The organism is Streptomyces sp. HSS9-12, assembly GCF_054963655.1.
Map to the genome: position 1 here is coordinate 58,109 of NZ_JBUEGC010000004.1, position 25,921 is coordinate 84,029.

At 71.4% G+C, this 25,921-nt stretch carries 26 protein-coding genes, 3 pseudogenes and 1 riboswitch; of the genes and pseudogenes, 13 read left to right on the top strand and 16 right to left on the bottom strand.

Features of this window, described 5'->3' with window-relative positions; genetic code table 11:
- The first annotated feature begins 170 nt into the window (after nt 1-170).
- Together ACY34J_RS03360 and ACY34J_RS03365 are read left to right on the top strand one after the other, a co-directional pair.
- The gene (locus tag ACY34J_RS03360; RefSeq protein ID WP_462724947.1) at nt 171-911 is read left to right on the top strand and encodes a dienelactone hydrolase family protein; all 741 of its coding nucleotides are present in this window, start codon (nt 171-173) and stop codon (nt 909-911) included.
- 109 nt (nt 912-1,020) lie between these two features.
- The gene (locus ACY34J_RS03365; RefSeq protein ID WP_462724948.1) at nt 1,021-1,893 is read left to right on the top strand and encodes an amidohydrolase family protein; all 873 of its coding nucleotides are present in this window, start codon (nt 1,021-1,023) and stop codon (nt 1,891-1,893) included.
- 51 nt (nt 1,894-1,944) lie between these two features.
- On the opposite strand, the pseudogene ACY34J_RS03370 reads toward ACY34J_RS03365, so the two are convergent.
- From ACY34J_RS03370 to ACY34J_RS03385, 4 genes and pseudogenes are all read right to left on the bottom strand, one after another.
- Nucleotides 1,945-2,073, bottom strand: a pseudogene (locus ACY34J_RS03370) (DUF1295 domain-containing protein); the annotation flags it as partial.
- 416 nt (nt 2,074-2,489) lie between these two features.
- Nucleotides 2,490-3,713, bottom strand: coding sequence for an acetyl-CoA C-acetyltransferase (locus tag ACY34J_RS03375; RefSeq protein WP_462724949.1), 1,224 nt, complete (start codon nt 3,711-3,713; stop codon nt 2,490-2,492).
- Between the two features lie 288 nt (nt 3,714-4,001).
- Nucleotides 4,002-5,069 (bottom strand): DNA polymerase Y family protein, encoded by a 1,068-nt coding sequence (locus ACY34J_RS03380; RefSeq protein ID WP_462724950.1) that lies wholly within the window; start codon nt 5,067-5,069, stop codon nt 4,002-4,004.
- 83 nt (nt 5,070-5,152) lie between these two features.
- On the bottom strand, nt 5,153-5,554 hold the full coding sequence (locus ACY34J_RS03385; RefSeq protein ID WP_462724951.1) for a hypothetical protein: 402 nt from the start codon (nt 5,552-5,554) through the stop codon (nt 5,153-5,155).
- Between the two features lie 133 nt (nt 5,555-5,687).
- On the opposite strand from ACY34J_RS03385, the gene ACY34J_RS03390 reads away from it, so the two are divergent.
- The gene (locus tag ACY34J_RS03390; protein WP_462724952.1) at nt 5,688-6,092 is read left to right on the top strand and encodes a ChaB family protein; all 405 of its coding nucleotides are present in this window, start codon (nt 5,688-5,690) and stop codon (nt 6,090-6,092) included.
- A gap of 75 nt (nt 6,093-6,167) precedes the next feature.
- The gene (locus ACY34J_RS03395) at nt 6,168-6,821 is read left to right on the top strand and encodes a phosphoribosyltransferase (protein ID WP_462724953.1); all 654 of its coding nucleotides are present in this window, start codon (nt 6,168-6,170) and stop codon (nt 6,819-6,821) included.
- A gap of 27 nt (nt 6,822-6,848) precedes the next feature.
- On the opposite strand, the pseudogene ACY34J_RS03400 reads toward ACY34J_RS03395, so the two are convergent.
- From ACY34J_RS03400 to ACY34J_RS03415, 4 genes and pseudogenes are all read right to left on the bottom strand, one after another.
- Nucleotides 6,849-6,944, bottom strand: a pseudogene (locus ACY34J_RS03400) (DUF6766 family protein); the annotation flags it as partial.
- A 147-nt stretch (nt 6,945-7,091) separates the two neighbouring features.
- Nucleotides 7,092-7,853 (bottom strand): metallophosphoesterase family protein, encoded by a 762-nt coding sequence (locus ACY34J_RS03405; protein ID WP_462724954.1) that lies wholly within the window; start codon nt 7,851-7,853, stop codon nt 7,092-7,094.
- Nucleotides 7,850-8,143: a BON domain-containing protein gene (locus tag ACY34J_RS03410; RefSeq protein ID WP_462724955.1), complete on the bottom strand. Its 294-nt coding sequence runs from the start codon at nt 8,141-8,143 to the stop codon at nt 7,850-7,852. The genes ACY34J_RS03405 and ACY34J_RS03410 overlap by 4 nt, the downstream gene beginning before the upstream one ends.
- Nucleotides 8,133-8,765 (bottom strand): nucleotidyltransferase family protein, encoded by a 633-nt coding sequence (locus ACY34J_RS03415; RefSeq protein WP_462724956.1) that lies wholly within the window; start codon nt 8,763-8,765, stop codon nt 8,133-8,135. Before ACY34J_RS03415 ends, ACY34J_RS03410 begins: the two co-directional genes overlap by 11 nt.
- A gap of 165 nt (nt 8,766-8,930) precedes the next feature.
- Between ACY34J_RS03415 and ACY34J_RS03420 the strand changes: the two genes are divergently transcribed.
- Nucleotides 8,931-9,500, top strand: coding sequence for a DUF1990 family protein (locus ACY34J_RS03420; protein WP_462724957.1), 570 nt, complete (start codon nt 8,931-8,933; stop codon nt 9,498-9,500).
- A 50-nt stretch (nt 9,501-9,550) separates the two neighbouring features.
- Here ACY34J_RS03420 and ACY34J_RS03425 read toward each other — a convergent pair whose 3' ends face one another.
- Nucleotides 9,551-10,612, bottom strand: a complete 1,062-nt coding sequence (locus tag ACY34J_RS03425) for an ATP-dependent DNA ligase (protein WP_462724958.1) — start codon at nt 10,610-10,612, stop codon at nt 9,551-9,553.
- 78 nt (nt 10,613-10,690) lie between these two features.
- Between ACY34J_RS03425 and ligD the strand changes: the two genes are divergently transcribed.
- Nucleotides 10,691-11,695, top strand: coding sequence for a non-homologous end-joining DNA ligase (ligD, locus tag ACY34J_RS03430; protein ID WP_462724959.1), 1,005 nt, complete (start codon nt 10,691-10,693; stop codon nt 11,693-11,695).
- Nucleotides 11,696-11,753: 58 nt separating this feature from the next.
- On the opposite strand, the pseudogene ACY34J_RS03435 reads toward ligD, so the two are convergent.
- A pseudogene (locus ACY34J_RS03435) lies at nt 11,754-11,881 on the bottom strand (SDR family oxidoreductase); the annotation flags it as partial.
- 216 nt (nt 11,882-12,097) lie between these two features.
- Between ACY34J_RS03435 and ACY34J_RS03440 the strand changes: the two are divergent.
- From ACY34J_RS03440 to ACY34J_RS03455, 4 genes are all read left to right on the top strand, one after another.
- Nucleotides 12,098-13,129, top strand: a complete 1,032-nt coding sequence (locus tag ACY34J_RS03440; protein WP_462724960.1) for a PHP domain-containing protein — start codon at nt 12,098-12,100, stop codon at nt 13,127-13,129.
- 86 nt (nt 13,130-13,215) lie between these two features.
- Nucleotides 13,216-13,788 (top strand): (2Fe-2S)-binding protein, encoded by a 573-nt coding sequence (locus ACY34J_RS03445; RefSeq protein WP_462724961.1) that lies wholly within the window; start codon nt 13,216-13,218, stop codon nt 13,786-13,788.
- Nucleotides 13,785-14,807, top strand: coding sequence for an FAD binding domain-containing protein (locus ACY34J_RS03450; protein ID WP_462724962.1), 1,023 nt, complete (start codon nt 13,785-13,787; stop codon nt 14,805-14,807). The genes ACY34J_RS03445 and ACY34J_RS03450 overlap by 4 nt, the downstream gene beginning before the upstream one ends.
- Nucleotides 14,804-16,939 (top strand): xanthine dehydrogenase family protein molybdopterin-binding subunit, encoded by a 2,136-nt coding sequence (locus ACY34J_RS03455; RefSeq protein WP_462724963.1) that lies wholly within the window; start codon nt 14,804-14,806, stop codon nt 16,937-16,939. The genes ACY34J_RS03450 and ACY34J_RS03455 overlap by 4 nt, the downstream gene beginning before the upstream one ends.
- A 42-nt stretch (nt 16,940-16,981) precedes the next feature.
- Here ACY34J_RS03455 and ACY34J_RS03460 read toward each other — a convergent pair whose 3' ends face one another.
- The 5 genes from ACY34J_RS03460 to ACY34J_RS03480 all read right to left on the bottom strand — a co-directional run bounded on the left by ACY34J_RS03460 (nt 16,982) and on the right by ACY34J_RS03480 (nt 22,352).
- Nucleotides 16,982-17,368: a DUF3040 domain-containing protein gene (locus ACY34J_RS03460; protein WP_462724964.1), complete on the bottom strand. Its 387-nt coding sequence runs from the start codon at nt 17,366-17,368 to the stop codon at nt 16,982-16,984.
- Nucleotides 17,369-17,537: 169 nt separating this feature from the next.
- Nucleotides 17,538-18,440, bottom strand: coding sequence for an ANTAR domain-containing response regulator (locus ACY34J_RS03465; protein WP_462724965.1), 903 nt, complete (start codon nt 18,438-18,440; stop codon nt 17,538-17,540).
- Nucleotides 18,437-18,826, bottom strand: coding sequence for an STAS domain-containing protein (locus tag ACY34J_RS03470; RefSeq protein ID WP_462724966.1), 390 nt, complete (start codon nt 18,824-18,826; stop codon nt 18,437-18,439). The genes ACY34J_RS03465 and ACY34J_RS03470 overlap by 4 nt, the downstream gene beginning before the upstream one ends.
- A 427-nt stretch (nt 18,827-19,253) precedes the next feature.
- Nucleotides 19,254-20,444 (bottom strand): transglycosylase family protein, encoded by a 1,191-nt coding sequence (locus ACY34J_RS03475; protein WP_462724967.1) that lies wholly within the window; start codon nt 20,442-20,444, stop codon nt 19,254-19,256.
- Between the two features lie 2 nt (nt 20,445-20,446).
- A riboswitch (cyclic di-AMP (ydaO/yuaA leader) is annotated at nt 20,447-20,623 on the bottom strand.
- A 493-nt stretch (nt 20,624-21,116) separates the two neighbouring features.
- Complete coding sequence (locus ACY34J_RS03480) at nt 21,117-22,352, bottom strand: acyl-CoA dehydrogenase family protein (RefSeq protein ID WP_462724968.1); 1,236 nt, start codon at nt 22,350-22,352, stop codon at nt 21,117-21,119.
- A gap of 147 nt (nt 22,353-22,499) precedes the next feature.
- On the opposite strand from ACY34J_RS03480, the gene ACY34J_RS03485 reads away from it, so the two are divergent.
- The gene (locus ACY34J_RS03485) at nt 22,500-23,144 is read left to right on the top strand and encodes a TetR family transcriptional regulator (RefSeq protein ID WP_462724969.1); all 645 of its coding nucleotides are present in this window, start codon (nt 22,500-22,502) and stop codon (nt 23,142-23,144) included.
- Nucleotides 23,145-23,179: 35 nt separating this feature from the next.
- On the opposite strand, the gene def is transcribed toward ACY34J_RS03485, so the two are convergent.
- Nucleotides 23,180-23,713: a peptide deformylase gene (def, locus tag ACY34J_RS03490; protein ID WP_462724970.1), complete on the bottom strand. Its 534-nt coding sequence runs from the start codon at nt 23,711-23,713 to the stop codon at nt 23,180-23,182.
- A gap of 199 nt (nt 23,714-23,912) precedes the next feature.
- Between def and ACY34J_RS03495 the strand changes: the two genes are divergently transcribed.
- Together ACY34J_RS03495 and ACY34J_RS03500 are read left to right on the top strand one after the other, a co-directional pair.
- Nucleotides 23,913-25,160: a MurT ligase domain-containing protein gene (locus tag ACY34J_RS03495; protein WP_462724971.1), complete on the top strand. Its 1,248-nt coding sequence runs from the start codon at nt 23,913-23,915 to the stop codon at nt 25,158-25,160.
- Between the two features lie 19 nt (nt 25,161-25,179).
- Nucleotides 25,180-25,908 carry a type 1 glutamine amidotransferase gene (locus ACY34J_RS03500; protein WP_462724972.1) on the top strand — a complete coding sequence of 243 codons (729 nt, stop codon included), beginning with the start codon at nt 25,180-25,182 and terminating at the stop codon, nt 25,906-25,908.
- Nucleotides 25,909-25,921 lie beyond the last annotated feature (13 nt).

Sequence of the window (25,921 nt, forward strand, 5' to 3'; positions counted from 1 at the left end):
CCGATGCTGCGGCTTGCCCCAGGGAGAAGGTCAACCGGTACGGCCGTGCGGTTCCCGCCAGGAGGAACTCATCGAGGGCGGCAGGGTGGGGCGGCATGTGCGGGGAAAGTCACAGCATCTCCGGCGGGGCGCGGTGACGAATCGGTGACGGCGAGGGGAAGGGTTGGTGCATGGAGGATCAGGATTCGGCGATCGGAGCGCATCGCGCGCTGGTCATGGATGAGGATCTGGGCGAGGAACGGCCGATCGTGCTGTTCCTGCACGGTGGGCGAGCCGCTGGGCTGGGCAGGCCGCCCCGATGGAACCTGGCCGCCCTGCGGATGGTGCCGTTCGCCAGGGCCGTGCGGCGCCGGTTGGAGGACCGCGCGCCGGCGATCGGTGAGGTCCGCTACCGGCACCGCGGATGGAACGGCCATCGGGCCGATGCGACGCGTGATGCACGGGGTGCCTTGGAGCAGGTGGCGCGCCAGGCCGGCGCGGCCCCCGTCGTCCTGGTCGGGCACTCGATGGGCGCGCGTGCAGCGCTGGCCGTCGGCGGACATCCGCAGGTGCGGGCGGTGATCGCGCTGGCCCCGTGGTGCCCGCGGGACGAGCCGGTGGAGCACTTGGCCGGCACCCCGACCGTACTGATCCACTCCGACCGGGACCGGATCACCGACCCCGAGGAGTCCCGGCGGTTCGCCGTACGTGCCAGGGCCGCGGGTACGCCCGTGTGCCGTCTCGTCGTGGCCGGCAGCGACCACGCCATGATCCGGCGGGCCGCCGACTGGCACACGGCCACCGCGCAGCTCGTGGCAGGCTTCCTGGGGGTAACCGGTCTTCCGCCCGCGGTCGCCACCGCCCTGGAACTCGGCCCGGCCGAGACCCAGGGACTGGACATTCCCGTCGCCCTGGGCGGCCGTACGCGCTGACCTGCCTCCAGCGGTAGAAGAGGCCAGGGTCATCATGGTCATCTCCGTCCCCGCCGCGCGTCGGCAGGGGCGGTGATGCAGCTGATACCGGGCGGCGAGGGGCTGGAACGTGGAGAGCGACGAGCAGGTGGCCGGATTCTGGCGGGCGTTGGGCCTGCCGGGGTTGATCGATGTGCACACGCACTTCATGCCGGAGCGGGTGCTGGCGAAGGTGTGGGCCTACTTCGATTCGGCCGGCCCCCTGGTGGGGCGGCCCTGGCCCATCACCTACCGCACGGATGAGGACCAGCGAGTGGCGACACTGCGGCGGTTCGGGGTGCGGAGGTTCACCTCCATGCTCTATCCGCACAAGCCGGCGATGGCGGGGTGGCTGAACCGCTGGTCGGCCGATTTTGCCGCGCGTACGCCGGACTGTCTGCACACGGCGACGTTCTTCCCCGAGCCCGACGCGGCCCGTTACGTCGCGCAGGCGGTCGAGGACGGCGCCCGGGTGTTCAAGTCGCACATCCAGGTGGGCGGATACGACCCGAACGATCCGTTGCTGGACCCGGTCTGGGGCTTGCTCGCCGAGGCCGGGATACCCGTGGTCACACACTGCGGATCGGGTCCTGCTCCGGGCAAGTACACCGGTCCGGAGCCGGTGGGGCGGCTGCTGGCCCGGCATCCGCGGCTGCGTCTGGTGGTCGCCCATATGGGCATGCCGGAGTACAGCGACTTCCTGGACCTGGCCGACCGCTACCGGCACGTTCATCTGGACACCACGATGGCCTTCACCGCCTTCAGCGAGGCGGCCGCTCCCTTCCCGCGCCATGAACTGCCGCGCCTGGCGGGCCTCGGTGACCGGATTCTGCTCGGGACGGACTTCCCGAACATCCCTTACACCTATCTGGAAGCGCTGCGGTCGCTGGAAGGGCTGGGGCTGGGCGACTCGTGGCTCCGCGGGGTCTGCCACGACAACGCGGCCCGGCTGTTCGCCTTGTGAGCCAGGCAGGGGTGGTACGCCCCGCGGCCGCCGAGCGGAGGCCGGCGCGCAGTCGCCGAAGTAGTTGAGGTGCCGGGTCCAGCTCCACAGCCCCCGGTCCATGATCCGCACCGTGTTGGCGGTGTCCGCCGTGAACCGGGCAAGCTGGAAGTCCCCAACGGCTTCGAAGAACAGGCCGGCGGCCGTCGGCCACGGTGGCGTACGGCGGACCCCAGCAGCCCGCCGGCGGTGGCGGGCCGGCATGTTCAGTAGCTGATGATCAATCAGCTGGGGAGGGTGTGAGGGGCGGTGGGACTCGGTGAAGGTCGCCCGCCGGGGCTCGTCACCCGCCGGGGCCATACCGTGCGCCGCGGATGGCATGGTGGCCTGCGCGGAGGGCAGCGGGCTCACCGGTCCCAGGCCGTGCAGGCCAAGAAGCCCGGCCAGTACGGCGAGTACGAGCAATGCCCCGCAGCCGCAGCGTCGGCCCCGGGTACGAGGACGGCTCGCGCGGGGTCACGGACCACATCGCAGGCAACGCCCCGACAGCCCGCGGCAGGGGGCTGGACGGCGAGTTCGCCGCCCGGCCCCCTCACCACGTGCGGCCGGGGCGTACGTCAAGCGGCGACGTGCTCGAACACCGCGGCCAGCCCCTGTCCGCCGCCGATGCACATCGTCTCGAGACCGTAGCGCGCCTGCCTGCGCCGCATTTCCCAGGTGAGGGTCGCGAGGATGCGCGCACCCGTGGCACCCACCGGGTGCCCGAGCGAAATGCCCGAGCCATTGACGTTGATCCGCTCATGGTCGGCATCGGTCAGGCCCAACGCCCGTGTGCACGCCAGAGCCTGAACGGCGAAGGCCTCGTTCAGCTCGATGAGGTCCATGTCGGCCAGCGACAGTCCCGCCCGGTCGAGGGCGGCCCGTGTGGCGGCCACCGGGCCGATGCCCATGGTCTCGACGGGCACGCCCGCACGGGCGAAGGACACCAGCTTCGCCAGCGGCCTCAGGCCGAGCCGCTCGGCCGTGTCCGCGCGGGTCACCAGACACGCCGCGGCCGCGTCGTTCTGGCCGCTGGCGTTTCCCGCCGTGACTGTCGCCTCCGGGTCGGACTTCAGCATGATGGGCCGCAGCGCCGCCAGTTGCTCCGCCGTGGTGTCGGGACGGGGGTGCTCGTCCACCGAGACGACCACGTCGCCTTTACGGGTGCGTACCGTCACGGGGACGATCTCCTCGTCGAACAACCCGCCGGCCATCGCCTTTCCGACGCGCTGCTGCGACCGCAGGGCCAGGGCATCCTGCTCCTCGCGGGAGATGGCGAACTCCCGTCGCAGGTTCTCCGCGGTCTCGATCATGCCGCCGGGGACCGGGTGGTTGACGCCGCCCGCGGTCACCCGGCCGCGAGCCAGCGAGTCGTGCAGTTCCAGGCTCGGCGTCGTGATCCCCCACCGGCCCTCGTGCGTGTAGAACGGGGCCGCACTCATGACGTCGACCCCGCCGGCGATGACGACGTCGCTGAACCCGCAGCGAATCTGCATGGCGGCGTCAAGGACGGCCTGCAGTCCCGATCCGCAGCGGCGGTCGATCTGGATTCCCGCGACCGTGTGCGGCAGTCCGGCGTCGAGGGCCGCCACGCGCCCGATCGCCGGCGCGTCGGAGGTCGGGTATGCGTGCCCCAGGATCACCTCGTCGATCCGGTCGGGCTCGATGCCGGTGCGGCTGACCACTGCCGCGATCACATGGGCGGCCAGGGCGGCCGGCCGCAGGCTCGACAGGGCACCGCCGAACTTGCCTATCGGCGTGCGCAGCGGTTCACAGATGACCACATCGGGCTGGTCGGACATGCGTCGGCCTTTCTGCGCGGGAGTGTCCCCCCGACGCTGCCATTCGCGCACTGGGCAGGTCCACTGTCCGAGGTGCCCCGCACAGCACGCGGTTCGTTTCCATCATGCGATCGCCGCCGTGGGCCACGATGGCGGCACCATCTTCCTCGAAGCGTTCGCATCGTTCGAGGGGGCCGCCGGTCACGATGCGTCGCCACTCCCCCAGCCGGTGCTCGCCTACGTGTACACGGTCGGCTGCTCGGGCATCCTGGGCCCTCAGCCGCAGGCGCGCGGGAGCACGGGTCGGCGTCAGCCCGCTTTTCGGCGGCGGTGGCGCCTGCGGTGAGGCCTGTCGTGAGGCCCCCGCAGGCTCGCCGGGCCTACCGTGCCGGAGCCGTAGCGGGCGTTGGCCCGGTCGATGGCCGGTTCGGCCCGCAGCCGGTTCTCCCGCGTGCGGTCGAACGTGAGCTGCTCGGCCGCGCCCTCGGCGCTGCCCAGCTGCTCGGCGCGGACGGTGAGCGCGCGGACGCGGGCGCGCTGCAGCCCGAGGGCGTCGAAGGCCTGATAGGCGGCCAGACGGAGGTCTTCGGTGTGGGCGGAGGCCCCGGCGAGGGTCCGGGAGCGGGTCAGCGTGGTCCGGTCGGCGAAGGTGACGGTGAGGCTGAGTGCGCGGGCCGTCTGGCGGCTGTGGCGCAGTTGCTCACCGAGGGCCACGACCATCTCCAGCAGCGTGGTGCGGATGCGTGCCGGGTCCAGCGTGTCCTCGTCCAGGCGCCGCTGTTCGCTCAGCGAGGGCGGGAGGCCGGAGGTGGTGACCGGCCGGGGATCGATGCCGCGGGCGCGGTCATGGAGCAGGCGTCCGGCGCGCCCGCCGAGGATGCGCTGGACGGTCGACTGCGGGGTGGCGGCGAGAGCGCCGATGGTGTGCAGACCGTAGCGGGTCAGCAGCTCGGCCTGGACGGGCCCGATGCCGTACAGGGCCTGGACCGGCAGGGGCTGCAGGAAGGCGGCGATCGCCTCGGGCGTGTCGTCGACGAAGGTGATGCCCTCCGGGGCAGGGCAGGCGGACGCCATGGCGGCGAGTGTCCAGTTCGGTGCGACGCCGATGCGGGTGTCGATGCCGTAACGCTCCAGAGCCTGCGCCCGGATGCGCTGCGCCAGCTGGAGCGGGGTGGCGCGGAAGTAGCGCAGGCTCCCGGCGACATCGGCCAGCGCGGCGGTCGGAGGCAGGGCCTGCACGACGGGCGTGGTGTCACCGATCAGTTCGAGCAGCTGTCGGTAGGAGCCCTCGTCCGTGCCCGGACGGCACCGGATGTGCAGCACATGCGCCCCGGCCGGGGCCGGGTGCCGTTCGCCGTCCAAGAGCGCCACCTCCACGCGCCCACCATATCGAACGAGAATTCGAATCTTGCGATCCTCCCGCCGCGGGCCGCGAGCCGCGGAGGGCCACCAAAGAACGGTTACGCCGCGTGGGCGTGCAGCGGGGTCAGGAGCAGGCGGACCTCCACCTCCTGGTCGCCCGGCACGAAGCGCTCATGATCGACGTGGAAGGAGTGCTCCAGCGCGTCCAGCACCTGGTGGACGGGGCGGTCGGTGCCGTACAAGTCAGCCGTCACCGGGCCGCCCAGCTCCGTCGGGCCCGGCCTTTGGGATGTGGCGCACAAAATCCGTACGTCGAAGGTGGCGCTCCAGACCATGGGGTTGGTCACGTGCTCGGGCTTGTGCGCATGGGACGTGTGCGCCGCGCCGTCCGTGCGGTCCGGGAAGCAGGCGCAGAGCGTGCCGAACACGGCGTGTGCGTCCCGTTCCGCACAGTCGGTGAGATGGACGCTGACATGGGCCGGGCTCTGCAGGGTCGTCATCGAGGATGCTCCGGATTCCATCGGTCCGATTCCGTATGTCCAGCATGCGCGCTGGGGCGAAATCCTGCGAGACCTGCTGTTTCGGCAGAAAAGTGGAGGGCACACGTTCTGCGTCCCATCGGAGGTGATCCCTGTGCCAGGACGTGAAGAACTTCCTTCGACGCTGGAGCGCTCCCCCAGCGACGCTCAGCGCACCTGGATCAAGGCACATGATTCGGCAGTCGAACAGTACGGCGAGGGCGAGCGGGCCCACCGGGTCGCCTTCAACGCGCTCAAGCACAAGTACGAGAAGGTCGGCGACCACTGGGAGCGGAAGGAGGGGGGACGCAAGGGTCCGTCCGATCCGCAGGCCGCCACCCCTCGGCAGCAGCCTGCCCGCAGCGGTGAAGGCGTCGACGAGAACGCCTCCAAGGAGCATCTGTACGACGTGGCCAAGCGGCTGGGCATCAGCGGCCGGTCGCAGATGACCAAGTCCGAACTGCTGGACGCGGTCCGCAAGGAGAACCGTGAGCGGACGCGACAGGCCCGGTCGGGCTGAGTCGCGCGGCGAACCCAAGGCCGACCGGCCTCGGTGAGCCTGGTCGGCTCGGTGACCGAGGAGGAGTGGGCTTCCATGCGATTCCATGACCGCAGGCAGGCGGGCCGGGCGCTCGCGGAGGCGCTGGTGGAGCGGCAGCAGCGCGGCGAGCTGCCGAATCCGCTGGTTCTGGCGTTGCCGCGGGGCGGGGTTCCGGTGGGCGAGGAGGTCGCCCGGGCGCTGAGCGCGCCCCTGGATGTGCTCGTGGCCCGGAAAATCGGCGCGCCGTTCAACCCTGAGGTGGGCGTGGGGGCGATCGCGGGTGAGGCCCCGCCGTACTACGACCAGCGGGCCCTGGCCATGCTGGATCTGACGACGGACCAGCTCTCGCCCACCGTCGCCCGCGAGCGGACGGAGATGCACCGCCGGGAGGATCTGTACCGGCACGGCCGTCCGCCGCTTGACCTGAGGGGCCGGGTGGTCATCCTCGTCGACGACGGGCTGGCCACCGGTGGCACGGCACGGGCCGCGCTGCGCTGGGCGCGCGAGCGCGGCGCCGAGCGGCTGATCCTCGCCGTGCCCGTCGCCTCCCCGGACACCGCCGCCGCGATGGAAGCGGAGGCCGACGAGGTGGTGTGCCTGGAGCAGCCGTTGTCCTTCCACGCGGTCGGGCAGTGGTACGAGGACTTCGACCAGGTCAGTGACCAGGAGGTCATCGACATCCTGCGCCGCTTCGAACCCGTACGGTGAGCGTAGCGGCTCGCACCTCGGCCGGCGTCAGCCCGCGACGCCGGCCGCACCGTGCGCGGCACCGACAGGTTTGGACTCCGGAGAACCGCGCTGCCGCAGATGGATCGACAGCACGGCCATGGAGAGCCGCCCGTGAGCTGGGCGGGCTATCTGAGCTCGGCCGACTTCTGGGCCGGACCTGTCGTGGAGAGGAGGAGCCCTCCGGGCGGGTTCGCCCGGAGGGGGACCTCCGGTCGACATCACCCCAGTACCCCCCACCTCTCAGACCAATCACGGCAAATCCACCCCAGTGGTCACGGGGGCATCGCCGGTCGCGGCCAGGTGGTAGACGGTGAAGGCCCGGCGGATGACCGGCTGTGCGACGTTGCGGACCCGCACCCCGCCGCTGGTGATGCCGTGTTCGCTGCCCAGGTGGGCGTGCCCGTGGACGGCCAGGTCGGCGCCCGCCTCGTCCATCGCCTCCGACAGCAGATAGCTGCCCAGGAAGGGGTAGATCTCCAGCGGCTCGCCGGCGAGGGTGTCCGGCACCGGAGAGAAGTGCGTCAAGGCGATACGCAGGGCGCAGTGCCGCTCTCTCAGCTGCCGCAGGGCCTGGCAGAGCCCATCGGCGCAGCGGCGGGTGAGGCGGATGAAGTCCTTCATCTCCCGCTCGCCGAACTCGCTGCCGCTGCGGCCGGCGAACCCGCCGCCGAAGCCCTTGGTCCCCGCGACACCGACGGCGGTCCCGTTCACGTCGACGACCGTGAAGTCCCGCTCCAGCACCGTCACTTCGGCATCCCGCAGGATGGCGGTGACCTCCTCCGGCTGTTCGGCGTGGTGGTCGTGGTTGCCGAGGACGGCGATCACCGGTATGCCGAGCCCGGCCATCTCGTCGGCGACCACCCGGGCTTCCTCGGGGGTGCCGTGCCGGGTGAGGTCACCGGCGAGCAGCAGGAGGTCGGCGCACTCGGGGAGGGTGTCGAGGGCGGGCCGGAGCAGGCCCTGGCTGTCCGGCCCCATGTGGATGTCTCCCACGGCCGCGATGCGGATCATGGCAGCTCCTCCGGGTGGTCGGGAGGGGTGGCGTCACTCAGGGCGATGTCGGTGCGCACCCGTACGCCCGGCAGGTCCTCGGCCACGATGCGCAGGATGTCGTCGCGGCATGCGGCTGTGGGGACGGTCCCGGAGACGGTGACCGCGTCGCCGTGGGCCTCGATCCGCAGCCCCAGTTCGGCGGCCTCCCCCTGGGCAAGCCGCTCCCGCAGATGCGCGATGCGGTATTCGGTGTTCAGTGTGCGGCCGCTGTCCGGGGTGGCAGGGCGCCCGGGGGTGTCAGGTGTCATCGCCGGCCTCCTCCGGTTCGATGACCTCCAGGAGTTCGAGGAGGTAGAGGAAGGCGGCGGGCATGGGGGATGTACCGCATTCGCGCCGCACCCGGTCCCAGTCGATCTTCTCCCGGAGGGTGCGCGCGACCGGCAGTACGGCACCGAAGTCGCAGTGATGCTCGGAGAAGGCGCCCAGCAGGCTCATCAGCAGATCGGTCGCGGCGAGGACCGGCATATGGACGGAGTCGATGGGGAGCACTTCGGCCCGGTCCAGCAGCTCTGGGGTCACCGGGTGCCGCCCCAGCGAGAAGATCAGGTCGATGTCCTGGCCCCGGCACCGCGCTTTGAGCAACCAGTCCTCCGGGGGCTGGAACACCTCGAGTCCGGCGGCACTGAGCGTGGCGGCGACCGCCTCGGCGTCTTCCGGCAGGATGCAGAAGTCGGCGTCGTGCCGCAGTCGGGCCACGACGCCGTGCGCGTACGTGGCGACGCCACCGGCGAGGGCGAAGGGGTGGTCTCCGGCCTTGAGCAGGGCCGCGACCTGCTTGGCCGCCCCCAAAATCGCCTGTGCGCGGTCGGGGGGCAGCTTCTCCTCGCCCTCCGGGGTCCGCTCGGTGTCACCCGGATCGTCGACGACCATCACTGACGTCCTCCCCAGGCCGGCCTGCCCGGCCGGCAGGACCTTGGGGCGTACGAGTACCCGGTCCCGGCTGCTGACGCCCGGATGACGGGGGCAACTGTCCCGGGCGGGCACTCTCGCCGCGCGGGGACTCCTTCCGCGCTTCCGGGTCCGTAGATTGGCCCCATGGGTCGGAGGCCGGCAGGACTGCAGCAGCTGTACCGCAGGGCAAGCGCGAGCGCCCCCACCTATCCGGAGGTGGGGGCCACGCTGCGAGGGCCACTGCCCCCGGGTTACGCATACCTGCAGCGCAGGATCCGGCTCGGCACGGGTGCAGAGCTCTTCGAGCGGGCCGGCGCCGCGGTGCTGGACTGGGCGGCGCAGCGCGGCTCGGGCTTCGGCGTGTACCCGGGGAATCCCGCGGCCGAGGGCGAAACAGCGCTGATCACGGTGCGGTTTCCGGGTGTGCTCGGCCTGCCGGTCAGGGTGATCCCGTGCCGTGTGGTGTGGACGGTGACCGAACCCGGACGGACCGGGTTCGCGTACGGGACCCTGCCGGGGCACCCCGAGTGCGGTGAGGAGTCGTTCTGTGTGGTCCGGGACGGCCAGGACCAGGTGTGGTTCGAGGTGACCGCGTTCTCCCGGCCGGGCGCTTGGTACACCCGGCTCGGCCATCCGGTGAGCCGGCTGCTGCAGCGCCGGATCACCGGTCGCTATCTGCGGGCCGTCGCGGCGGCCGTCGCCCCCGCCCCCTGAGACATGCCCAACGGCCCGCCCGGAAAGGTGCGGGAGACGGGCTTTCTGCGCTACCCGCCCAGCAGCTCCGCGAGGTCGTACCGGACCGGCTCCTCCAGCTGCGTGTAGGTGCAATCGGTCGGCTCGCGGTCCGGCCGCCAGCGGCGGAACTGGGCCGTGTGCCGGAAGCGGTCGCCCTGCATGTGGTCGTACGCCACCTCGCACACCCGCTCCGGCCGCAGCGGCACCCAGGACAGGTCCTTTTTGGCGGTCCAGCGGCTCGGCGCGCCGGGCATCCGGCTGGTCGCCTGCGCCTCCTCCTCCGCCCACTCCGCCCAGGGGTGGCCCTCGGCGGACGGCATGACCAGCGGTTCCAGCTCCGCCATGAGCTCCTCGCGGCGGCGCATGGGGAAGGCCGAGGAGACGCCCACGTGCTGCAGCCGCCCGGAGTCGTCGTACAGGCCGAGGAGCAGGGAGCCGACCACCGGCCCGGTCTTGTGCAGCCGGTAGCCCGCCACGACGCAGTCGGCCGTCCGCTCGTGCTTCACCTTGACCATCACGCGCTCGTTGGGTTGGTAGGGCAGATTGGGCGGCTTGGCGACCACCCCGTCCAGACCCGCGCCCTCGAACTGCTGGAACCAGCGCTTGGCGATGCCGATGTCATAGGTGGCGGGGGCGGTGAAGACGGGGTCGGCCGCATCGTGCAGGGCCGCGGTGAGGAGGTCCCGGCGCTCGCTCAGCGGCCTGTCCATGAGGGAGTCGTCCCCGAGGGCCAGCAGGTCGAAGGCGATGAAGCTGGCGGGCGTGGTGTCGGCGAGCAGCCGTACGCGCGACTCGGCGGGGTGGATCCGCTCCAGGAGCGCGTCGAAGTCCAGGCGCCCGCCCCGCGCGATCACGATCTCCCCGTCCACCACGCAGCGCAGCGGCAGGTTGGCGAGCAGGGCGTCGGCCACCTCGGGGAAGTAGCGGGTCAGGGGCCGGCCCGTGCGGCTGCCGATCTCGATCTCGTCGTAGTCCCGGAACACGATGGCCCTGAAGCCGTCCCATTTGGCCTCGTACTGCATGCCAGGCGGGATTCTGGCCGCGGGCTTGGCGAGCATCGGCTTGACGGGGGGCATTACCGGCAGATCCATACACCTCGATTGTGCGGCCGGAGCGGGCGGCATGCGCGCCGGGAGGCGGTACGCGGCGCGGCGGCCTAGCGTTGCGGTATGGGTGAGTCGGTGGAGATAACGGTCGGGGGCCGGGTGGTGCGGCTGTCCAACCCCGACAAGGTGTACTTCCCTCAGCGGGGATTCACCAAGCTCGACCTTGCCCGCTACTACATGGCGGTGGGCGACGGCATCGTGCGGGCGCTGCGGGACCGGCCGACGACGCTGCAGCGGCACCCGGACGGAGTGGACGGCGAGTCGTTCTTCCAGAAGCGGGCGCCGAAGAACCTCCCGGACTGGATCCCGACCGGGCGGATCTCCTTCCCCAGCGGGCGGTACGCGGACGAGATGTGCCCCACCGAGCCCGCTGCCGTGGTGTGGGCCGCGAACCTGGGCTGTCTGACGTTCCACCCCTGGCCCGTCCGCCGCACCGACACCGAGCACCCCGACGAGCTGCGCATCGACCTGGACCCGCAGCCGGGGACCGGTTACGAGGACGCCCTGTGGGCCGCGGGTGAGCTGCGGGAGGTGCTGGCGGAGCTGGGGCTGCGCGGCTGGCCCAAGACCTCCGGCGGGCGCGGCCTGCATGTGTTCGTCCCGATCGAGCCGGTGTGGACGTTCACGCAGGTGCGCCGGGCGGCCATCGCCGTGGCCCGGGAGGTGGAGCGGCGCGCGCCGGAGCGGATCACGACCGCCTGGTGGAAGGAGGAGCGCGGCGCGAAGATCTTCGTGGACTACAACCAGACGGCCCGGGACCGGACCATCGCCAGTGCCTACTCGGTCCGTCCGCAGCCGAACGCCCCGGTGTCCGCGCCGCTGCGCTGGGAGGAGCTGCCCGACGCCCTGCCCCAGGACTTCGATCTGGCCACCATGCCGGTGCGGTACGCGGACCTGGGCGATGTGCACGCCGACATGGACGAGTACGCGTTCCGCCTGGACGCGGCACTGGAGCTGGCCAACCGGGACGAGCGGGACCACGGACTGGGGGATCTGCCCTACCCGCCGGAGCACCCGAAGATGAAGGGCGAGCCCAAGCGGGTGCAGCCGAGCCGCGCCAAGCACTGACGCCGGCCCACACACACCCGCGGCCGTCGTACGGTCAGGGCCGGCGCCGGGAGTCGTCCATCACAGCCGCGACCTCACGGGCATCATCCGGACGGGCCAACGGCACCCCGGGCCTGCGCTGAGTGTGACGTCGATGTCCTCCTGACCGGTCACCGATGTGGCGATCTCCCCCGGTGCGATGGCGTTCTCGGCGCCCGTGATCACTGCAACTCGGGCGGCGAGGGCGACGGTTGCCGCGGGGTCAGACGGAGTGCTCATGGCACCACCGTAGGTACGCCGGGGCGCTGGGCCTCCGCTCAGCGCGCGCCCGGGGACCTGGTGCGTCACGGTGAACCCAGGGGGCTTTCCCGCCCGGCAGCCCGCGCGGGCCGGGGCAGCAGACGGACGAAGGAGGCGGGCGCGGTGGACCCGGTGGAGGCCCTGGACCGGATCGCGTTCCTCCTGGAGCGCGCCCAGGCTCCGACGTATCGCGTACGGGCGTTCCGTACGGCGGCGGCCACGCTTGCGGCCATGCCTGCCGAGGAGGTTCGGCAGCGGGCCTCGGCGGGTTCGCTGGAGCAGCTCAAGGGACTCGGGCCGAAGACCGCGCAGGTGGTACGGGAGGCGCTGGACGGCAAGGTGCCCGGCTATCTGCAGCGGCTGGAAGAGGAGGCCGCCGAAGCCGCGCCGCCGGCCGACGAGGGCGCCAGGCGGCTGCGGGCGGCGCTGCGCGGCGACTGCCATATGCACTCGGACTGGTCGGACGGCGGCAGCCCGATCGAGAAGATGGCCGGTACCGCCACGGAGCTGGGGCACGACTGGGCGGCGCTGACCGATCACTCGCCGCGGCTCACGGTCGCCCGGGGGCTGTCGGCGGAGCGGCTGCGCGAGCAGCTGGACGTGGTCGCGGAACTGAACGAGAAACTGGCGCCGTTCCGGCTGCTGACCGGCATCGAGTGCGACATCCTCGACGACGGCTCACTCGACCAGGAACCGGAGCTGCTCGATCAGCTCGATGTGGTGGTGGCCTCGGTCCACTCCAAACTGCGGATGGACGCCCCGTCGATGACGCGCCGGATGGTCCGGGCGGTCCGCAGCCCGCTGGTGGACATTCTGGGGCACTGCACGGGTCGGCTGATCGGGAGTCGGCCGGAGTCGCAGTTCGACGCCGAGGCGGTGTTCGCCGCTTGCCAGGAGTCGGGCACGGCAGTGGAGATCAACTGCCGGCCGGAGCGGCTGGACCCGCCCCGCCGGCTGCTGCGGCAGGCCGTGGACGCGGGGGTGTTCTTCTCGATCGACACCGACGCCCACGCCCCCGGTCAGCTCGACTGGCAGATCAACGGGTGCGTCCGCGCGGCCGAATGCGGGGTGCCCAAGGAGCGGGTCATCAACACCTGGACGGCCCGCCAGCTGGTGCGGTGGACCCGTACCCGCAAGGCCCCCAGCCGGAGGTGACACCCGGCCTACGGGGTGTTTCGGATGGTATGGATCGGGTTATCCGGGATCGTGTCCGTTCCGCTTTGATGAGTGGGTGGGAGTCCATGACAGGGCACGGTCATGCGACGGCGGTCGCGCTGGTCGTCAATGGGACGGCGCGCGAGCTGGTGGTCGACCATCGCACCACGGTCCTGGACGCCCTCCGCGGGCAGCTGGACCTGACAGGTACGAAGAAAGGCTGCGACCACGGTCAGTGCGGCGCGTGCACGGTGCTGGTCGACGGCAGACGGATGAACAGCTGCCTGCTGCTGGCCGTGTCCCTCGACGGCGCCGAGATCACCACGATCGAGGGGCTGGCCGGGGACGAGCGCCTGCACCCGCTGCAGGAGGCGTTCCTGGAGCAGGATGCCTTCCAGTGCGGCTACTGCACCCCGGGTCAGATCTGCTCGGCCGTCGGCGTCCTGCGCGAGCTGGCGTCCGGCTGGCCGAGCATCGTGACCAGCGCCGACCGTCCCACCGGCGCTCCCGTGCCGCCGGATCCCGCCGAGATCCGGGAGCGGATGAACGGAAACCTCTGCCGCTGCGGCGCGTACGTCAACATCGTCCGGGCGGTGGCGGACGCCGCCCGCAACACCGCCGCCCAGGCAGCCGGCGAGCGGGAGGTCGCGCCACGATGAAGGCCTTCCGCTACGAACGGGTCACCGACCCCGCGGCCGCGGTCGCCGCTCTCACCAGTTCTCCCCGGGCCCGCTACCTCGCCGGCGGCACCAATCTCGTGGATCTGATGAAGCTCGGGGTGGAGAGCCCGGAGCTGGTGGTCGACGTAACGCGCCTGCCCCACGACACCGTCGAGCTGACCGAGGACGGCCGCCTGCTCATCGGCGCGGCGGTCCGCAACAGCGACCTCGCCGTCCACCCGGACGTCCGCAGCCGCTATCCCCTGCTGTCGCAGGCTCTGCTCTCCGGCGCGTCCGGGCAGCTGCGCAACGCGGCGACCATCGGGGGGAATCTGCTGCAGCGCACCCGCTGCCTGTACTTCCAGGACATCTCCAAGCCGTGCAACAAGCGGACACCGGGCTCGGGTTGCTCCGCCCGCGAGGGCCTGCACCGCGATCTCGCCGTGCTCGGCGCCTCCGAGCAGTGCATCGCCACCAACCCCTCCGACATGGCCGTCGCGCTCGCCGCGCTGGACGCCCAGGTGCGGGTGCAGGGCCGGTCCGGGCAGCGGACGGTGCCCCTCACCGAGCTGCACCGGCTGCCCGGTGACCATCCGGAGCGGGACACGGTGCTCGAATACGGCGATCTGATCACCCATGTGGAACTGCCCGCTGTCCCGGAGGCGGTCAACTCCCTGTATCTCAAGGCTCGTGACCGCGCGTCATTCGCCTTCGCGCTCGCGTCTGTTGCCGCTGCCCTGGAGGTGCGGGACGGCACGGTGCGGCACGTACGGCTCGCCTTCGGTGCGGTGGCCGCCAAGCCGTGGCGGGCCCGGGCTGCCGAGGAACGGCTGCTCGGCGCACCGGCCACGGCACCGTCGTTCGTCCACGCCCTCGATGCCGAGCTGTCCGCGGCCGAGCCGCTGCGCGACAACGCGTTCAAGGTCCCGCTCGTACGGAATCTGGGCACCCGTGCGCTGACCGAGCTCACCTCCCGGCAGACCGCCGCTGCCGGCCGCATCCCGAAGGCACCGCGATGACGACGACAAACGCGAGGAAGGCCACGGGCACTCTGGGTGAACCCGTGGTCCGCCTGGAAGGACGCGAGAAGGTGACCGGCACCGCGCGGTACGCCGCCGAGTACGCGCCCTCCGGCCGCGTGTACGCCTGGCCGGTCCCCGCCACCGTCGCCCGCGGCCGGATCACGCGTACCGACTGCGAGCAGGCACTGGCCGAACCCGGCACGCTCGCCGTCCTCACCCACGACAACGCCCCCCGGCTGGGCGACTGCGGCGATGCCACCCTGGCCGTACTGCAGTCCCCCGAGGTCGCCCACCGCGGCCAGTACGTCGCCCTCGCCGTGGCCGAAACCCTCCAGGCGGCCCGGGCAGCCGCTGCCGCGGTCCACGTCGAGTACGCCCCCGAACCCCACGATGTGCTGCTCACCCGCGACCACCCGAGCCTGCGCACGCTGGAACAGCCCGAGGGCGACCGGACGCCTGCCCACGAGCGCGGCGACTTCGATGCGGCGTATCCGGCAGCGGAGGTACGGATCGACGCCGTCTACCGGATTCCCGCCCTGCACAACCACCCCATGGAGCCGCACGCCTCGACGGCGCAGTGGACGGACGGCCGGCTGCTCGTCCATGACTCGAGCCAGGGCACGAACATCGTCCGGGAGATGCTCGCCGCGCTGTTCAAGCTGGACAAGGACCGGATCACGGTGGTCTCGGAGCACGTCGGCGGCGGCTTCGGCTCCAAGGGCACGCCCCGGCCGCAGGTCGTGCTCGCGGCCATGGCCGCCAAACACGTGCGGCGGCCGGTCACCCTGGCACTGCCCCGCCCGCAGCTGGCGGCCGCGGTGGGCCACCGGGCCGCCACCGAGCAGCGGGTCAGGATCGGCGCCGGACGGGACGGGCGAATCAGCGCCCTCGCCCACGAGGTGACCACGTACACCTCGGTGAGCGAGTTCACCGAGCGGGCGGCGACGCCCACGCGAACGATGTACGTCAGCCCGCACAGCCGCACCACGCACCGGGTCGCCCGGCTCGATGTGCCCTGGCCGTCCTGGATGCGCGCGCCCGGCTGGTGCTCCGGCATGTTCGCGCTGGAGTCGGCCATGGACGAGCTCGCCGTCGCTTGCGGCCTCGACCCCGTCGAGCTGCGGCTGCGCAACGAGCCCGACCGTGACCCCGCTACCGGTCGCCCCTTCAGCAGCCGCCATCTGACACAGTGCCTGCATGAGGGCGCGCGGCGATTCGGCTGGGCGGGCCGCGACCCGCGCCCCGCCGCGCACGCCGAGGGCCGCCTGCTCATCGGCACCGGGGTGGCTGCCTCCGCCTACCCGGCCGAGCTCGAGCCCTCGACGGCCGAGGCCCGCGCCGACGCCTCAGGCGACTACTCCATCCGGGTGAACGCGACCGACATCGGCACCGGTGCGCGGACGGTGCTCGCGCAGATCGCGGCCGACGTCCTGGACGTACCGCTGGAACGGATCCGTATCGACATCGGCAGCAGCGAACTGCCGCGGGCACCGCTGGCGGGCGGGTCGACGGGCACGGCGTCCTGGGGGTGGGCGGTGCACAAGGCGTGCGGCTCCCTGCGGCGGGCCCTGGACCGGCACGAGGGGCCGCTGCCCGCGTCCGGTCTGACGGTGACCGCCGACACCTCCGAGGAGGTGGAGGCGAGGGCCGAGGAGTACACGCGGCAGGCCTACGGGGCACAGTTCGCCGAGGTGCAGGTGGACATGGACACCGGGGAGGCGCGCCTCCGCCGCCTGCTGGGCGTGTTCGCCGCCGGCCGCATCCTCAATCCGCGCACGGCCCGGTCCCAGCTCATCGGCGGAATGACCATGGGGATGTCGATGGCGCTGCTGGAGGGCAGCACGATGGACCCGGCCTTCGGCGACCATGTGGAGCGGGACCTCGCCTCCTACCACGTGGCCGTCTGCGCGGATGTCCCCGACATCGAGGCGTACTGGCTTCAGGAGGAGGACCGGCACCTCAATCCGATGGGGGCCAAGGGCGTCGGCGAGATCGGCATCGTCGGCACGGCCGCCGCCGTGGCCAATGCCGTCCACCATGCGACGGGGGTGCGGGTGCGCACGCTGCCCGCACGGCCGGAGTCGCTGCTGCCGGGGCTGGGCGAGTGGAGCCGTCCGCCCATCGGCTAGGGAGGCGTCCAGTCAGGGCGGCTCGGCTAGGGAGGCGTCCAGTCAGGGCGGCGGACCGAAGTCCTCGTCGTCCATGTACCGGTCGCTCCGGTACCGACGGCCCCGGTATCCGCGCACGTCCGACTCGGTCCACCGGCACAGGATGTGGAAAGACACCACCAGCGTGACCGCCCACACCCCGGCGAAGGACCAGATCACCGCCGGGGCGGAGGTGAGCACCGCGGTCACCAGCAGGCACAACGACAGCAGCACCAGCGCGGCCACCACCGTGACGCGCGGCCGGAACACCACCTGCCGGGTCCGGGCCCAGATGCCCGGGCTCAGCGTGCGCAGCTTGCGGTCCAGCCGCCGGTCGCGCCGCAGGTCGGCCTCTATCTCCTCAAGGGCCCGCCGCTCGCGGCGGGTAAGCCGCCCATGGTTCACCGCCATCACCTCCACGCGCCCCCCGGCTCGCGCCTGTGACCCCGAGTTCCCCATCTGCGGCGAATGTAACAACAATCCCGATTATCACCACAGCAACGCAACGACGACCGCGCCCCTCCGCGCGGCGGGGTCGACAGGGAGGCGCAAACGGCGAGGACTGACGAGGGCGGCAGGGTCAGCCGTCGCGAGCCCTGAAGCCTGGGCCGGAGCCCCCCGAGGCAGCAGACGCAGGGGTACGCAGGCCTCCCGGCCGCAGCCGCCCATGGGGGGCCGTCGCCGGCGGGGCGCCACGCCGGCCGACCGGAGCCCCGGCGCCGTCGCCCACGCCTTCCGCCAGGTGCAGCCGCTCCGCCAGTTGGACGATTTCCCGCTCGGTGCCGCGCCCGCGCGTACGGACCAGCGCTTCGGCCAGCTCCGACAACTTGCGGTTGGTGCGCTGGGACATCCGCCGCAGCAGCGAGAAGGCCGTATCGGGGCCGCAGGCCAGTACGTGCATGATGATGCCGCATGCCTGGTCCACCACCGGGCGCGAGCGCAGCGCGGTGTCGAGCTGGGCTATCTCGGCCAGGACCTGGCGGTACTGGTGGTCGCGTACCAGCCCGGTGGTCGCAAGGTCGCCCAGCAGCGCGGTGACGCCCTGTGCCGCGCCGTCCAGAAGGCCGGGGCGGAAGGCGTAGACGGTCAGGGTCACTGTCAGGGCCTGCCGCCGGAAGGGCAGGGTCGTGCTGGAGCGCACGCCCGCGTCCAGCGCCTTGGCCCGGTACACCGGCCAGCGCTCGTCGTAGAGCAGATCCTCCGCCGCCGCCGGATGCCCGGTCTCCAGCGCGACCGGTATCGGCCCGTCCGCGGTCTCCCACTGCACCGACACCAGGGCCGACAGATCGGGGTGGGTGACCGCCGCCACCGGCTCGTGGTCCCCCGCCAGGACGCTGTACCGTACGCTCACCGTGGCCGCCGCGCCGCAGCACAGCGGGTTGCAGGAAGCCACCTGCTCCGCCAGCTGCGCCAGTCCCCGGTCCATCGCCCCCTCCTCGGGATCGAGGGGTATCTCCAGCGGGAAGTCCGCGCATTCGATCATGGGAAGGTTCGCACTTCCTGGGGCGGCGTGCGGGGCGGGAGTACGGCGTCCTCGGCCGGCGGCTCGCCGGGCGTCCGGAACAGCTGTGCCGTGCCGGTGGCCGTCAGCAGGTTCGCCAGCTGTCGGCGCGGATTGAGCAGCCGGAACCGCACCCCGGCGTCGCGTGCCCAGGTGCGGGCGTGGATCAGAGCGTTCAGGCCCGAGCAGTCACAGAAGGACACACCCCCCATATCGATGGCGAGGTCGTCCAGCGGCTCATGCGTGCATTCCGAGATGGCCAGTCGCAGGACAGGGGCGGTGTCGATGTCCAGCTCCCCGGCCACCTCGATCACGGCTTCCCGGCCCGAGATCGTGGTCTGCACATCGAGAGGGGTCGCGAGCTGCATATCTGTCCGCCTCCCAACTATCGGGACGCGCTCGTCGTCGCCGCACGGTCCCCGACACCGTGAGAGTCCTGCGCCGGCTGCCGCCTCAGTTCGTCATCCGAGCCTGGCTTTCGAGAGTCGGCTTCCATCGATCCTCATCCCGGCTGATTTTCCTGTCAACAGAAGCACGAATTGCGGGGCCCATTGATTGATCCCGAAAATTCTTCACCAGCTGCGATCAGGGAATTACGCCGAGAAACTGGCAGGAGCATGACTACGGGCCGCGACACGGAATCGATCCGCCGGCATGTATCGCAGAGCACCAAGGTCCATTCGTATCAAGGAACTTGACACGACGAGGCGCCCACCTCCGGCAGTGCGGGGGTGGGCGCCTCGGTCAGGGTCGGTCCCCCGTGCCTTGGGCCAGGGGAGTCCTCGGATCGGCTCCTCAGATGGAGACGCCGTGCGCGCGCAGGTAGGCGAGCGGGTCGATGTCCGAGCCGAAGTCCGGGGTGGTGCGCACCTCGAAGTGCAGGTGCGGACCGGTGCTGTTGCCGGTGGAGCCGGAGAGGCCGAGCTGCTGGCCGCCGGTCACCTTCTGGCCGGCCTGGACGGACAGCGCGGACAGGTGGGCGTACTGGGCGTACTTGCCGTCGGCGAGCCGGATGACAACCTGGTTGCCGTACGAGCCGCCCCAGCCGGCCGAGACGACCTCACCCGCGCCGATGGCCTTCACCGGGGTGCCGGTGGGGACAGGGAAGTCGACACCGGTGTGGTAGCCCTTGGACCAGTGGCTGCCGGCAACGTGGTAGCCGGTACCCAGGACAGCGTTGCCGACCGGAGCGCTGAAGCCGGAGGCGGGAGCCGGAGCAGCCGCCTTCGCGGCGGGCTTCACGGCCGGCTTCGGCGCGGGCGCGGGCTTGGCGGCGGGCTTGGGGGCCTCGTGCTTCGGCTGCACCGGAGCGGCGGCCTGGGACACGCCGGGGAGAGCGAGCTTCTGGCCCGGACGGATCAGGTTCGGGTTGCCGCCGACGACCTCGCGGTTCTCCTGGTACAGCTTCTGCCAGCCGCCCTCGACGTGCTTGGTGGTGGCGATCCGCCACAGGCTGTCGCCGTGGACGACCGTGTAGGACTGGCCCTTCTTCAGCTGGGCGGCCGGAGCCGGAGCGGCCTTCGCCACGGGCTCGGCGGCGGGCTTGGCGGCGGGCTTGGCAGCGGGCTCGGCGGCGGGCTTGGCGGGGGCGGCCGGGGCGGGGCCGCCCTGGGTGAGGCCGGCCTTGACCGAGCACACCGGCCAGGCACTCGGGCCCTGGACGGCGAGGACCTTCTCAGCGATGGCGATCTGCTGGTCCTTGGTGGCCAGGTCGGCGCGCGGGGCGTACTGAGTGCCGCCGAAGGCCTCCCAGGTGGACTGCGTGAACTGCAGACCGCCGAAGAAGCCGTTGCCGGTGTTGATGCTCCAGTTGCCGCTGCTCTCGCACTCCGCGACCTTGTCCCAGGTGTCCACCGAGGCGGCCTGCGCGGTGGCCGTACCCAGCAGCGGAAGGGCGAGACCGGCGCCCCCGACGGCGACGGCGGCGAGCGAGGCGCGGGAGAAGCGGCTGGAACGAGGGCGGCGATGACGTCCGCGTGCAGACATAGGTACTTCCTCTCCTACGCCTGCGAGGTGAGCTGTCGGGTTCGGGCTGGAGTTGCCCGGCCGCGCATAAAGCAGCGTCAGGTGCTGCGGCGCGTCTTCACCCCAAGCCGGACCGTGCGGATGGCGCGGTACGGCACTTACCTGGTTCCCCCGCTCCTGCCGTGGTGCGTTTGTGGTCTCCCCCAGCCGGCGGCAGGATTCGGCGCTCCGGCGGATGGGTGCCACCCCGGTCGACTGGGCGGCGACGAGAAAACTAAGCGCAGGAAATTCTTTGGGACAAGTAGCCGGCATCCCGCCGAATCCCCATTTCGCAGATCAACTCGGCATTCCGTCACGCTATGCTGCCGATCGTGACCCGAGAGCGATATGTACTGCTGCCGACTAACGCTCATATTCGCTGGTAAAACTGCGAAGTTGACGGGAAAGGCACTTTTCAAGTGCCCGGCGTCACATCTCCGCCAAAGCGCGTTGTGATATCAGTCACCGGACAGCGGAATGACCGATTTGGTCGTGGAGTTCGGTTTGCCGAGAAGAAGGCCATAGAAAGGTCTTTGCCATGAAGGGTCGCCCCATAGAGGCGAGTTCCATGACCATAGAAGATCCCACCATGAACTGACAGGCCGTCAGGTGGCGGGTCGGTATGCGACCCGCCGCCACGACGGCCCGCACTGGTCAGCGAATGGGCAGCCCCGAGAGAGTGCGAGCGATGACAAGACGCTGGATCTCGCTCGTTCCCTCGAAAATGGTGTAAATCGCAGCATCGCGGTGCATTCGCTCCACCGGGTACTCGCGGGTGAAGCCGTTGCCCCCGAGGATCTGCATCGCCTGAGCCGTGACCTTCTTGGCCACCTCCCCGGCGTACAGCTTCGACATCGAGCCCTCCGCGGAGGTGAAGGCCTTGCCGGTGGCCGCCATCCAGGACGCCCGCCACACCAGGAGGCGGGCCGCGTCGATCTGGGTGCGCATATCGGCCAGCTGGAAGGCCACGCCCTGGTTGTCGATGATCGGGCGGCCGAACTGGACGCGGGTCCGCGCGTAGTCCAGGGCGACCTCGTACGCCGCACGCGCGATACCGACGGCCTGGGCGCCGACGGCGGGGCGAGAGGCCTCGAAGGTGGCCATGGCGGCGTTCTTCACGCTCCCCCCGCCTTCCTTGGCCGTACGGGCCCGCTCACGGGCGCGGGCCAGGCGCTCGTCGAGCTTCTCCTTGCCTCCCAGCAGGCAGTGGCCGGGTATGCGCACGTTCTCGAGGACGACCTCGGCGGTGTGGGAGGCCCGGATGCCGTGCTTCTTGAACTTCTGGCCCTGGGAGAGGCCGGGCGTGTTCGGCGGGACGATGAAGGAGGCGTGGCCGCGGGCCCCCAGCTCGGGATCGACGACCGCGACGACGACGTGGACGTTGGCGATGCCGCCGTTGGTCGCCCAGGTCTTGGTTCCGTTGAGCACCCACTCGTCCTTGGCCTCGTCGTAGACGGCGCGGGTGCGCATCGCCGAGACATCGGAGCCGGCATCGGGCTCGGAGGAGCAGAAGGCCGCGACCTTCACATCGTTGGTGTCGCCGTACATCTGCGGGATCCAGGTGCCGATCTGCTCCTCGGTGCCGTTGGCGAGGACGCCGACCGCCGCCAGCCCCGTACCGACGATGGACAGGCCGATGCCGGCATCACCCCAGAAGAGCTCCTCCATGGCCATCGGGATACCAAGGCCCGTGGGGTCGAAGAACTGCTGGGCGTAGAAGTCGAGGGAGTACAGGCCGATCTTCGCGGCCTCCTGGATCACGGGCCAGGGCGTCTCCTCGCGCTCGTCCCACTCGGCGGCCGCCGGGCGCATCACATCCGCCGCGAAGCCGTGAATCCAGTCCCGGACCGCCTTCTGGTCCTCGTTGAGATCGAGCGTGAACTCTGCCATGACGCCTCCACCTGCTTGTTACCCTGGGTAACACGAGTCTGTTGCCGGTCGGTGACGCCTGTCAACTCCGTCCGCGCACCGTCCCCCGGGAAGGCCAAGTGTTACGTTGCGCAGGCACCAAGGAAGACACGGGCGGGGAGAAGCATCATGGAGACCAGTCAGCGGGACGATCAGCAGCGTGCGGCCCAGCGCCGGCGCAAGGAACTGCTGGAGGCCGCCGACCGGGTGGTGATGCGAGACGGCCCCGGCGCGTCGATGAACGCCATCGCCGCCGAGGCGGGCATCACCAAGCCGATCCTCTACCGGCACTTCGGCGACAAGGGCGGTCTGTACCGGGCCCTGGCCGAGCGCCACACCGACGGCCTGCTCGCCGGCCTGCGTGCGGCCCTTGACGCTCCCACCGACCGGCGGGAGCGCGTCGAGTCGACCCTGGACACCTATCTCGCCGCCATCGAAGCGCGGCCCCAGGTCTACCGCTTCCTCATGCACCCCTCCGAGGAGACTCAGCCTGCCGAGCAGGGATTCGACGTGGGCCGTCACTCCTCTCCCCTGCTGCGGCGGATGGGCGAGGAGCTGGCTCAGATCATCGCGGAGCGGGTCGACCTCGGGCCGGGCGGGGTCCAGCTGGCGCGGGTCTGGGGGCATGGCATCGTCGGGATGATGCACGCGGCCGGGGACTGGTGGCTGCGCGAACGGCCGTGTTCCCGGGGGGAGTTGGTGCAGGCTCTTGCGGACCTGCTGTGGGGGCGCCTCGCCGCTGCCGGCGACCGCCTGGGCGGCCCCGGATTCTGACCGCGCGCGGCGGCCGGCCTGCGGCCCTGGGAAGCTCAATCCGCACGGCGGGCCGCCGCCCGCAGCGCCCGGCGGCGGCGCAGCCCCGTCAGCCGGTCCGTGAACAGCCCGCCGTCCAGGTGGTCGGTCTCATGCTGCAGACAGCGCGCGAAGAAGCCGGTGCCCGCCACCCGTACGGGCGCACCGGTCATGTCGACGCCCTCGACGACCGCTTCGTCGTACCGCCGGGTGCCGGCCTCGATGCCGGGCAGGGACAGACAGCCCTCGGGGCCGGTGACGGTGACGCCGCCGGTCTCCACGAGCCGGGGGTTGACCACATGCCCGAGATGGCGGAGGTCCTCGTCGTCGGGGCAGTCGTAGACGAACACCCGCAAGCCCACGCCGATCTGGTTGGCGGCCAGGCCGACCCCCCGTGCGGCGTACATCGTTGCGTACATGTCCTCGACGAGCCGGGCCAGGGACACGTCGAAGGCGGTGACCTCCCGGCAGGGGGCCTGCAGCACCGGATCACCCAGCAGCCGCATCGGCCGTACCTGTCCGGAACTGCCGGGTATCGCACTGTGTCGCACGCCCCCACCCTACGGTCCGCTCCGTATCCGCAGACCAGGACGGGCCCCGCGGTTCGTAGCGAGGGGCCGGATCTCGATAGGCTGACCCCCTACCGCAGCCCTCCCGGCTGGCGATTCGGCGAGCGAGTTGGCCGCGGAGGACCTCCCCAGCAGCGGACGGGGGCGGGCGCGGCGCCGGATGCGAGGAGGAACTAGGACGATGGCAGGACACCCTGGCAACGCAGAGCCGCTGTCGCCACGGGCCAAGCTGGCCGTGACGGCGGGCAAGGCCGCGGCGGCGGTGTCGCGGGCGGCGGGCCGCGGCAGCGGATCGGTGATCGGCGGCCGGGTGGCGCTCAAGCTCGACCCGGACCTGCTGGCCCGGCTGGCGTCACATCTGGACGTCATCCTGGTCTCGGCCACGAACGGCAAGACCACGACCACCCGGCTGATCGCCGAGGCACTGCGGGCGGCCGGACCGGTGGTCTCCAACGCGCTCGGTGCGAACATGCCCGCCGGCATCACCTCCGCGCTCGCCGGGGGCTCGGACGCCCGCTTCGGTGTGATCGAGGTCGACGAGAAGTACCTCTCCGGGGTCGCCCGGGACGTCACCCCCAAGGCCATCGCCCTGCTCAACCTCTCCCGCGACCAGCTGGACCGCGCCGCCGAGACCCGGATGCTCGCCGAGAGGTGGCGCGAGGGCCTGGCGGGCACCAAGGCCACGGTGATCGCCAACGCCGACGACCCGCTGGTGGTCTGGGCCGCTTCCTCCTCCCCCAACGTCGTGTGGGTCGCGGCCGGGCAGGAGTGGAAGGACGACGCCTGGTCCTGCCCGTCCTGCGGCGGTGTGCTCCAGCGCCCCAGCGACGACTGGATGTGCGGTGACTGCGGCTTCCGCCGCCCCGTCCCGAGCTGGGCCCTGTCCGGTGACCATGTGCTGGATCCGCACGGCTCGGCCTGGCCGATCCGGCTGCAGCTGCCGGGCCGTGCCAACAAGGCCAACGCCACCACCTCGGCCGCCGTGGCCGCACACTTCGGCGTGCCGCCGCAGGTCGCGCTGGAGCGTATGTACGAGGTCCAGGCAGTCGCCGGGCGCTATGACGTGGTCCACTTCCAGGGCCGCGAACTGCGGCTGCTGCTGGCGAAGAACCCGGCCGGCTGGCTGGAGACCTTCTCCCTGATCGACCCGCCGCCCACGCCCGTGATCCTCTCGGTCAACGCCCGCGCCGCCGACGGCACCGACACCTCCTGGCTGTGGGACGTCGACTACACCCGGCTCGCCGGGCACCCGATCTGCGTGATCGGCGACCGCAGGCTGGACCTCGCGGTCCGGCTGGAGGTCGCCGGCCTGGACTTCCAGGTCTGCGACACCCTGGACGAAGCCGTCCAGCTGTCCCCGCCCGGCCGTATCGAGACGATCGCCAACTACACCGCGTTCCAGGACCTGCGCCGCCGCGTCGGCAACTGACGTTTAAGGACAAGCGAGCATGAGCGACAACAGCCTGCGCCTGGTGTGGGTCTACCCGGACCTGCTGAGCACGTACGGCGACCAGGGCAACGCCCTGGTGGTGGAGCGCCGGGCACGGCAGCGCGGCCTGAGCGTCTCCCGCCTGGACGTACGCTCCGACCAGCCCCTGCCGACCTCCGGCGACATCTACCTCATCGGCGGCGGCGAAGACCGGCCGCAGCGGCTGGCGGCGGAGCGGCTGCGCCGTGACGGCGGGCTGAACCGCGCCGTCAGCAACGGGGCGATCGTGTTCTCGGTGTGCGCCGGATACCAGATTCTGGGGCACGAGTTCATCAACGACCTCGGTGAGCGCGAGCAGGGTCTGGGCCTGCTGGACGTGGTCAGCACCCGTGGCGAGGGTGAGCGGTGCGTCGGCGACGTACTGGCCGACATCGACGAGCAGCTGGGCCTGCCGCCGCTGACCGGCTTTGAGAACCACCAGGGCATCACGCACCTGGGTCCGACCGCGCGCCCCTTCGCGCGGGTCCGGTTCGGCAACGGCAACGGCACGGGCGACGGCTTCGAAGGCGCGTACCACGACACGGTCTTCGGTACGTACATGCACGGCCCGGTACTGGCCCGCAATCCGCAGATCGCGGACCTGCTGCTGAAGCTGGCGCTGGACGTGAACGCACTGCCGCCGGTCGACGACCGGTGGTACGAGGCGCTGCGCAAGGAGCGCATCGCCGCGGCCACTGAGGCCGTCTGACGGCGTCTCGCAG

Bases quoted from the DNA above. Each gene is read 5' to 3' on its own strand.
- ACY34J_RS03360 (WP_462724947.1), top strand. From the start codon at position 171: ATGGAGGATCAGGATTCGGCGATCGGAGCGCATCGCGCGCTGGTCATG.
- ACY34J_RS03375 (WP_462724949.1), bottom strand. From the start codon at position 3,713: ATGTCCGACCAGCCCGATGTGGTCATCTGTGAACCGCTGCGCACGCCG.
- ACY34J_RS03385 (WP_462724951.1), bottom strand. From the start codon at position 5,554: ATGACGACCCTGCAGAGCCCGGCCCATGTCAGCGTCCATCTCACCGAC.
- ACY34J_RS03395 (WP_462724953.1), top strand. From the start codon at position 6,168: ATGCGATTCCATGACCGCAGGCAGGCGGGCCGGGCGCTCGCGGAGGCG.
- ACY34J_RS03405 (WP_462724954.1), bottom strand. From the start codon at position 7,853: ATGATCCGCATCGCGGCCGTGGGAGACATCCACATGGGGCCGGACAGC.
- ACY34J_RS03410 (WP_462724955.1), bottom strand. From the start codon at position 8,143: ATGACACCTGACACCCCCGGGCGCCCTGCCACCCCGGACAGCGGCCGC.
- ACY34J_RS03415 (WP_462724956.1), bottom strand. From the start codon at position 8,765: ATGGTCGTCGACGATCCGGGTGACACCGAGCGGACCCCGGAGGGCGAG.
- ACY34J_RS03420 (WP_462724957.1), top strand. From the start codon at position 8,931: ATGGGTCGGAGGCCGGCAGGACTGCAGCAGCTGTACCGCAGGGCAAGC.
- ACY34J_RS03425 (WP_462724958.1), bottom strand. From the start codon at position 10,612: ATGGATCTGCCGGTAATGCCCCCCGTCAAGCCGATGCTCGCCAAGCCC.
- ligD (WP_462724959.1), top strand. From the start codon at position 10,691: ATGGGTGAGTCGGTGGAGATAACGGTCGGGGGCCGGGTGGTGCGGCTG.
- ACY34J_RS03445 (WP_462724961.1), top strand. From the start codon at position 13,216: ATGACAGGGCACGGTCATGCGACGGCGGTCGCGCTGGTCGTCAATGGG.
- ACY34J_RS03450 (WP_462724962.1), top strand. From the start codon at position 13,785: ATGAAGGCCTTCCGCTACGAACGGGTCACCGACCCCGCGGCCGCGGTC.
- ACY34J_RS03455 (WP_462724963.1), top strand. From the start codon at position 14,804: ATGACGACGACAAACGCGAGGAAGGCCACGGGCACTCTGGGTGAACCC.
- ACY34J_RS03460 (WP_462724964.1), bottom strand. From the start codon at position 17,368: ATGGCGGTGAACCATGGGCGGCTTACCCGCCGCGAGCGGCGGGCCCTT.
- ACY34J_RS03465 (WP_462724965.1), bottom strand. From the start codon at position 18,440: ATGATCGAATGCGCGGACTTCCCGCTGGAGATACCCCTCGATCCCGAG.
- ACY34J_RS03470 (WP_462724966.1), bottom strand. From the start codon at position 18,826: ATGCAGCTCGCGACCCCTCTCGATGTGCAGACCACGATCTCGGGCCGG.
- ACY34J_RS03475 (WP_462724967.1), bottom strand. From the start codon at position 20,444: ATGTCTGCACGCGGACGTCATCGCCGCCCTCGTTCCAGCCGCTTCTCC.
- ACY34J_RS03480 (WP_462724968.1), bottom strand. From the start codon at position 22,352: ATGGCAGAGTTCACGCTCGATCTCAACGAGGACCAGAAGGCGGTCCGG.
- ACY34J_RS03485 (WP_462724969.1), top strand. From the start codon at position 22,500: ATGGAGACCAGTCAGCGGGACGATCAGCAGCGTGCGGCCCAGCGCCGG.
- ACY34J_RS03495 (WP_462724971.1), top strand. From the start codon at position 23,913: ATGGCAGGACACCCTGGCAACGCAGAGCCGCTGTCGCCACGGGCCAAG.
- ACY34J_RS03500 (WP_462724972.1), top strand. From the start codon at position 25,180: ATGAGCGACAACAGCCTGCGCCTGGTGTGGGTCTACCCGGACCTGCTG.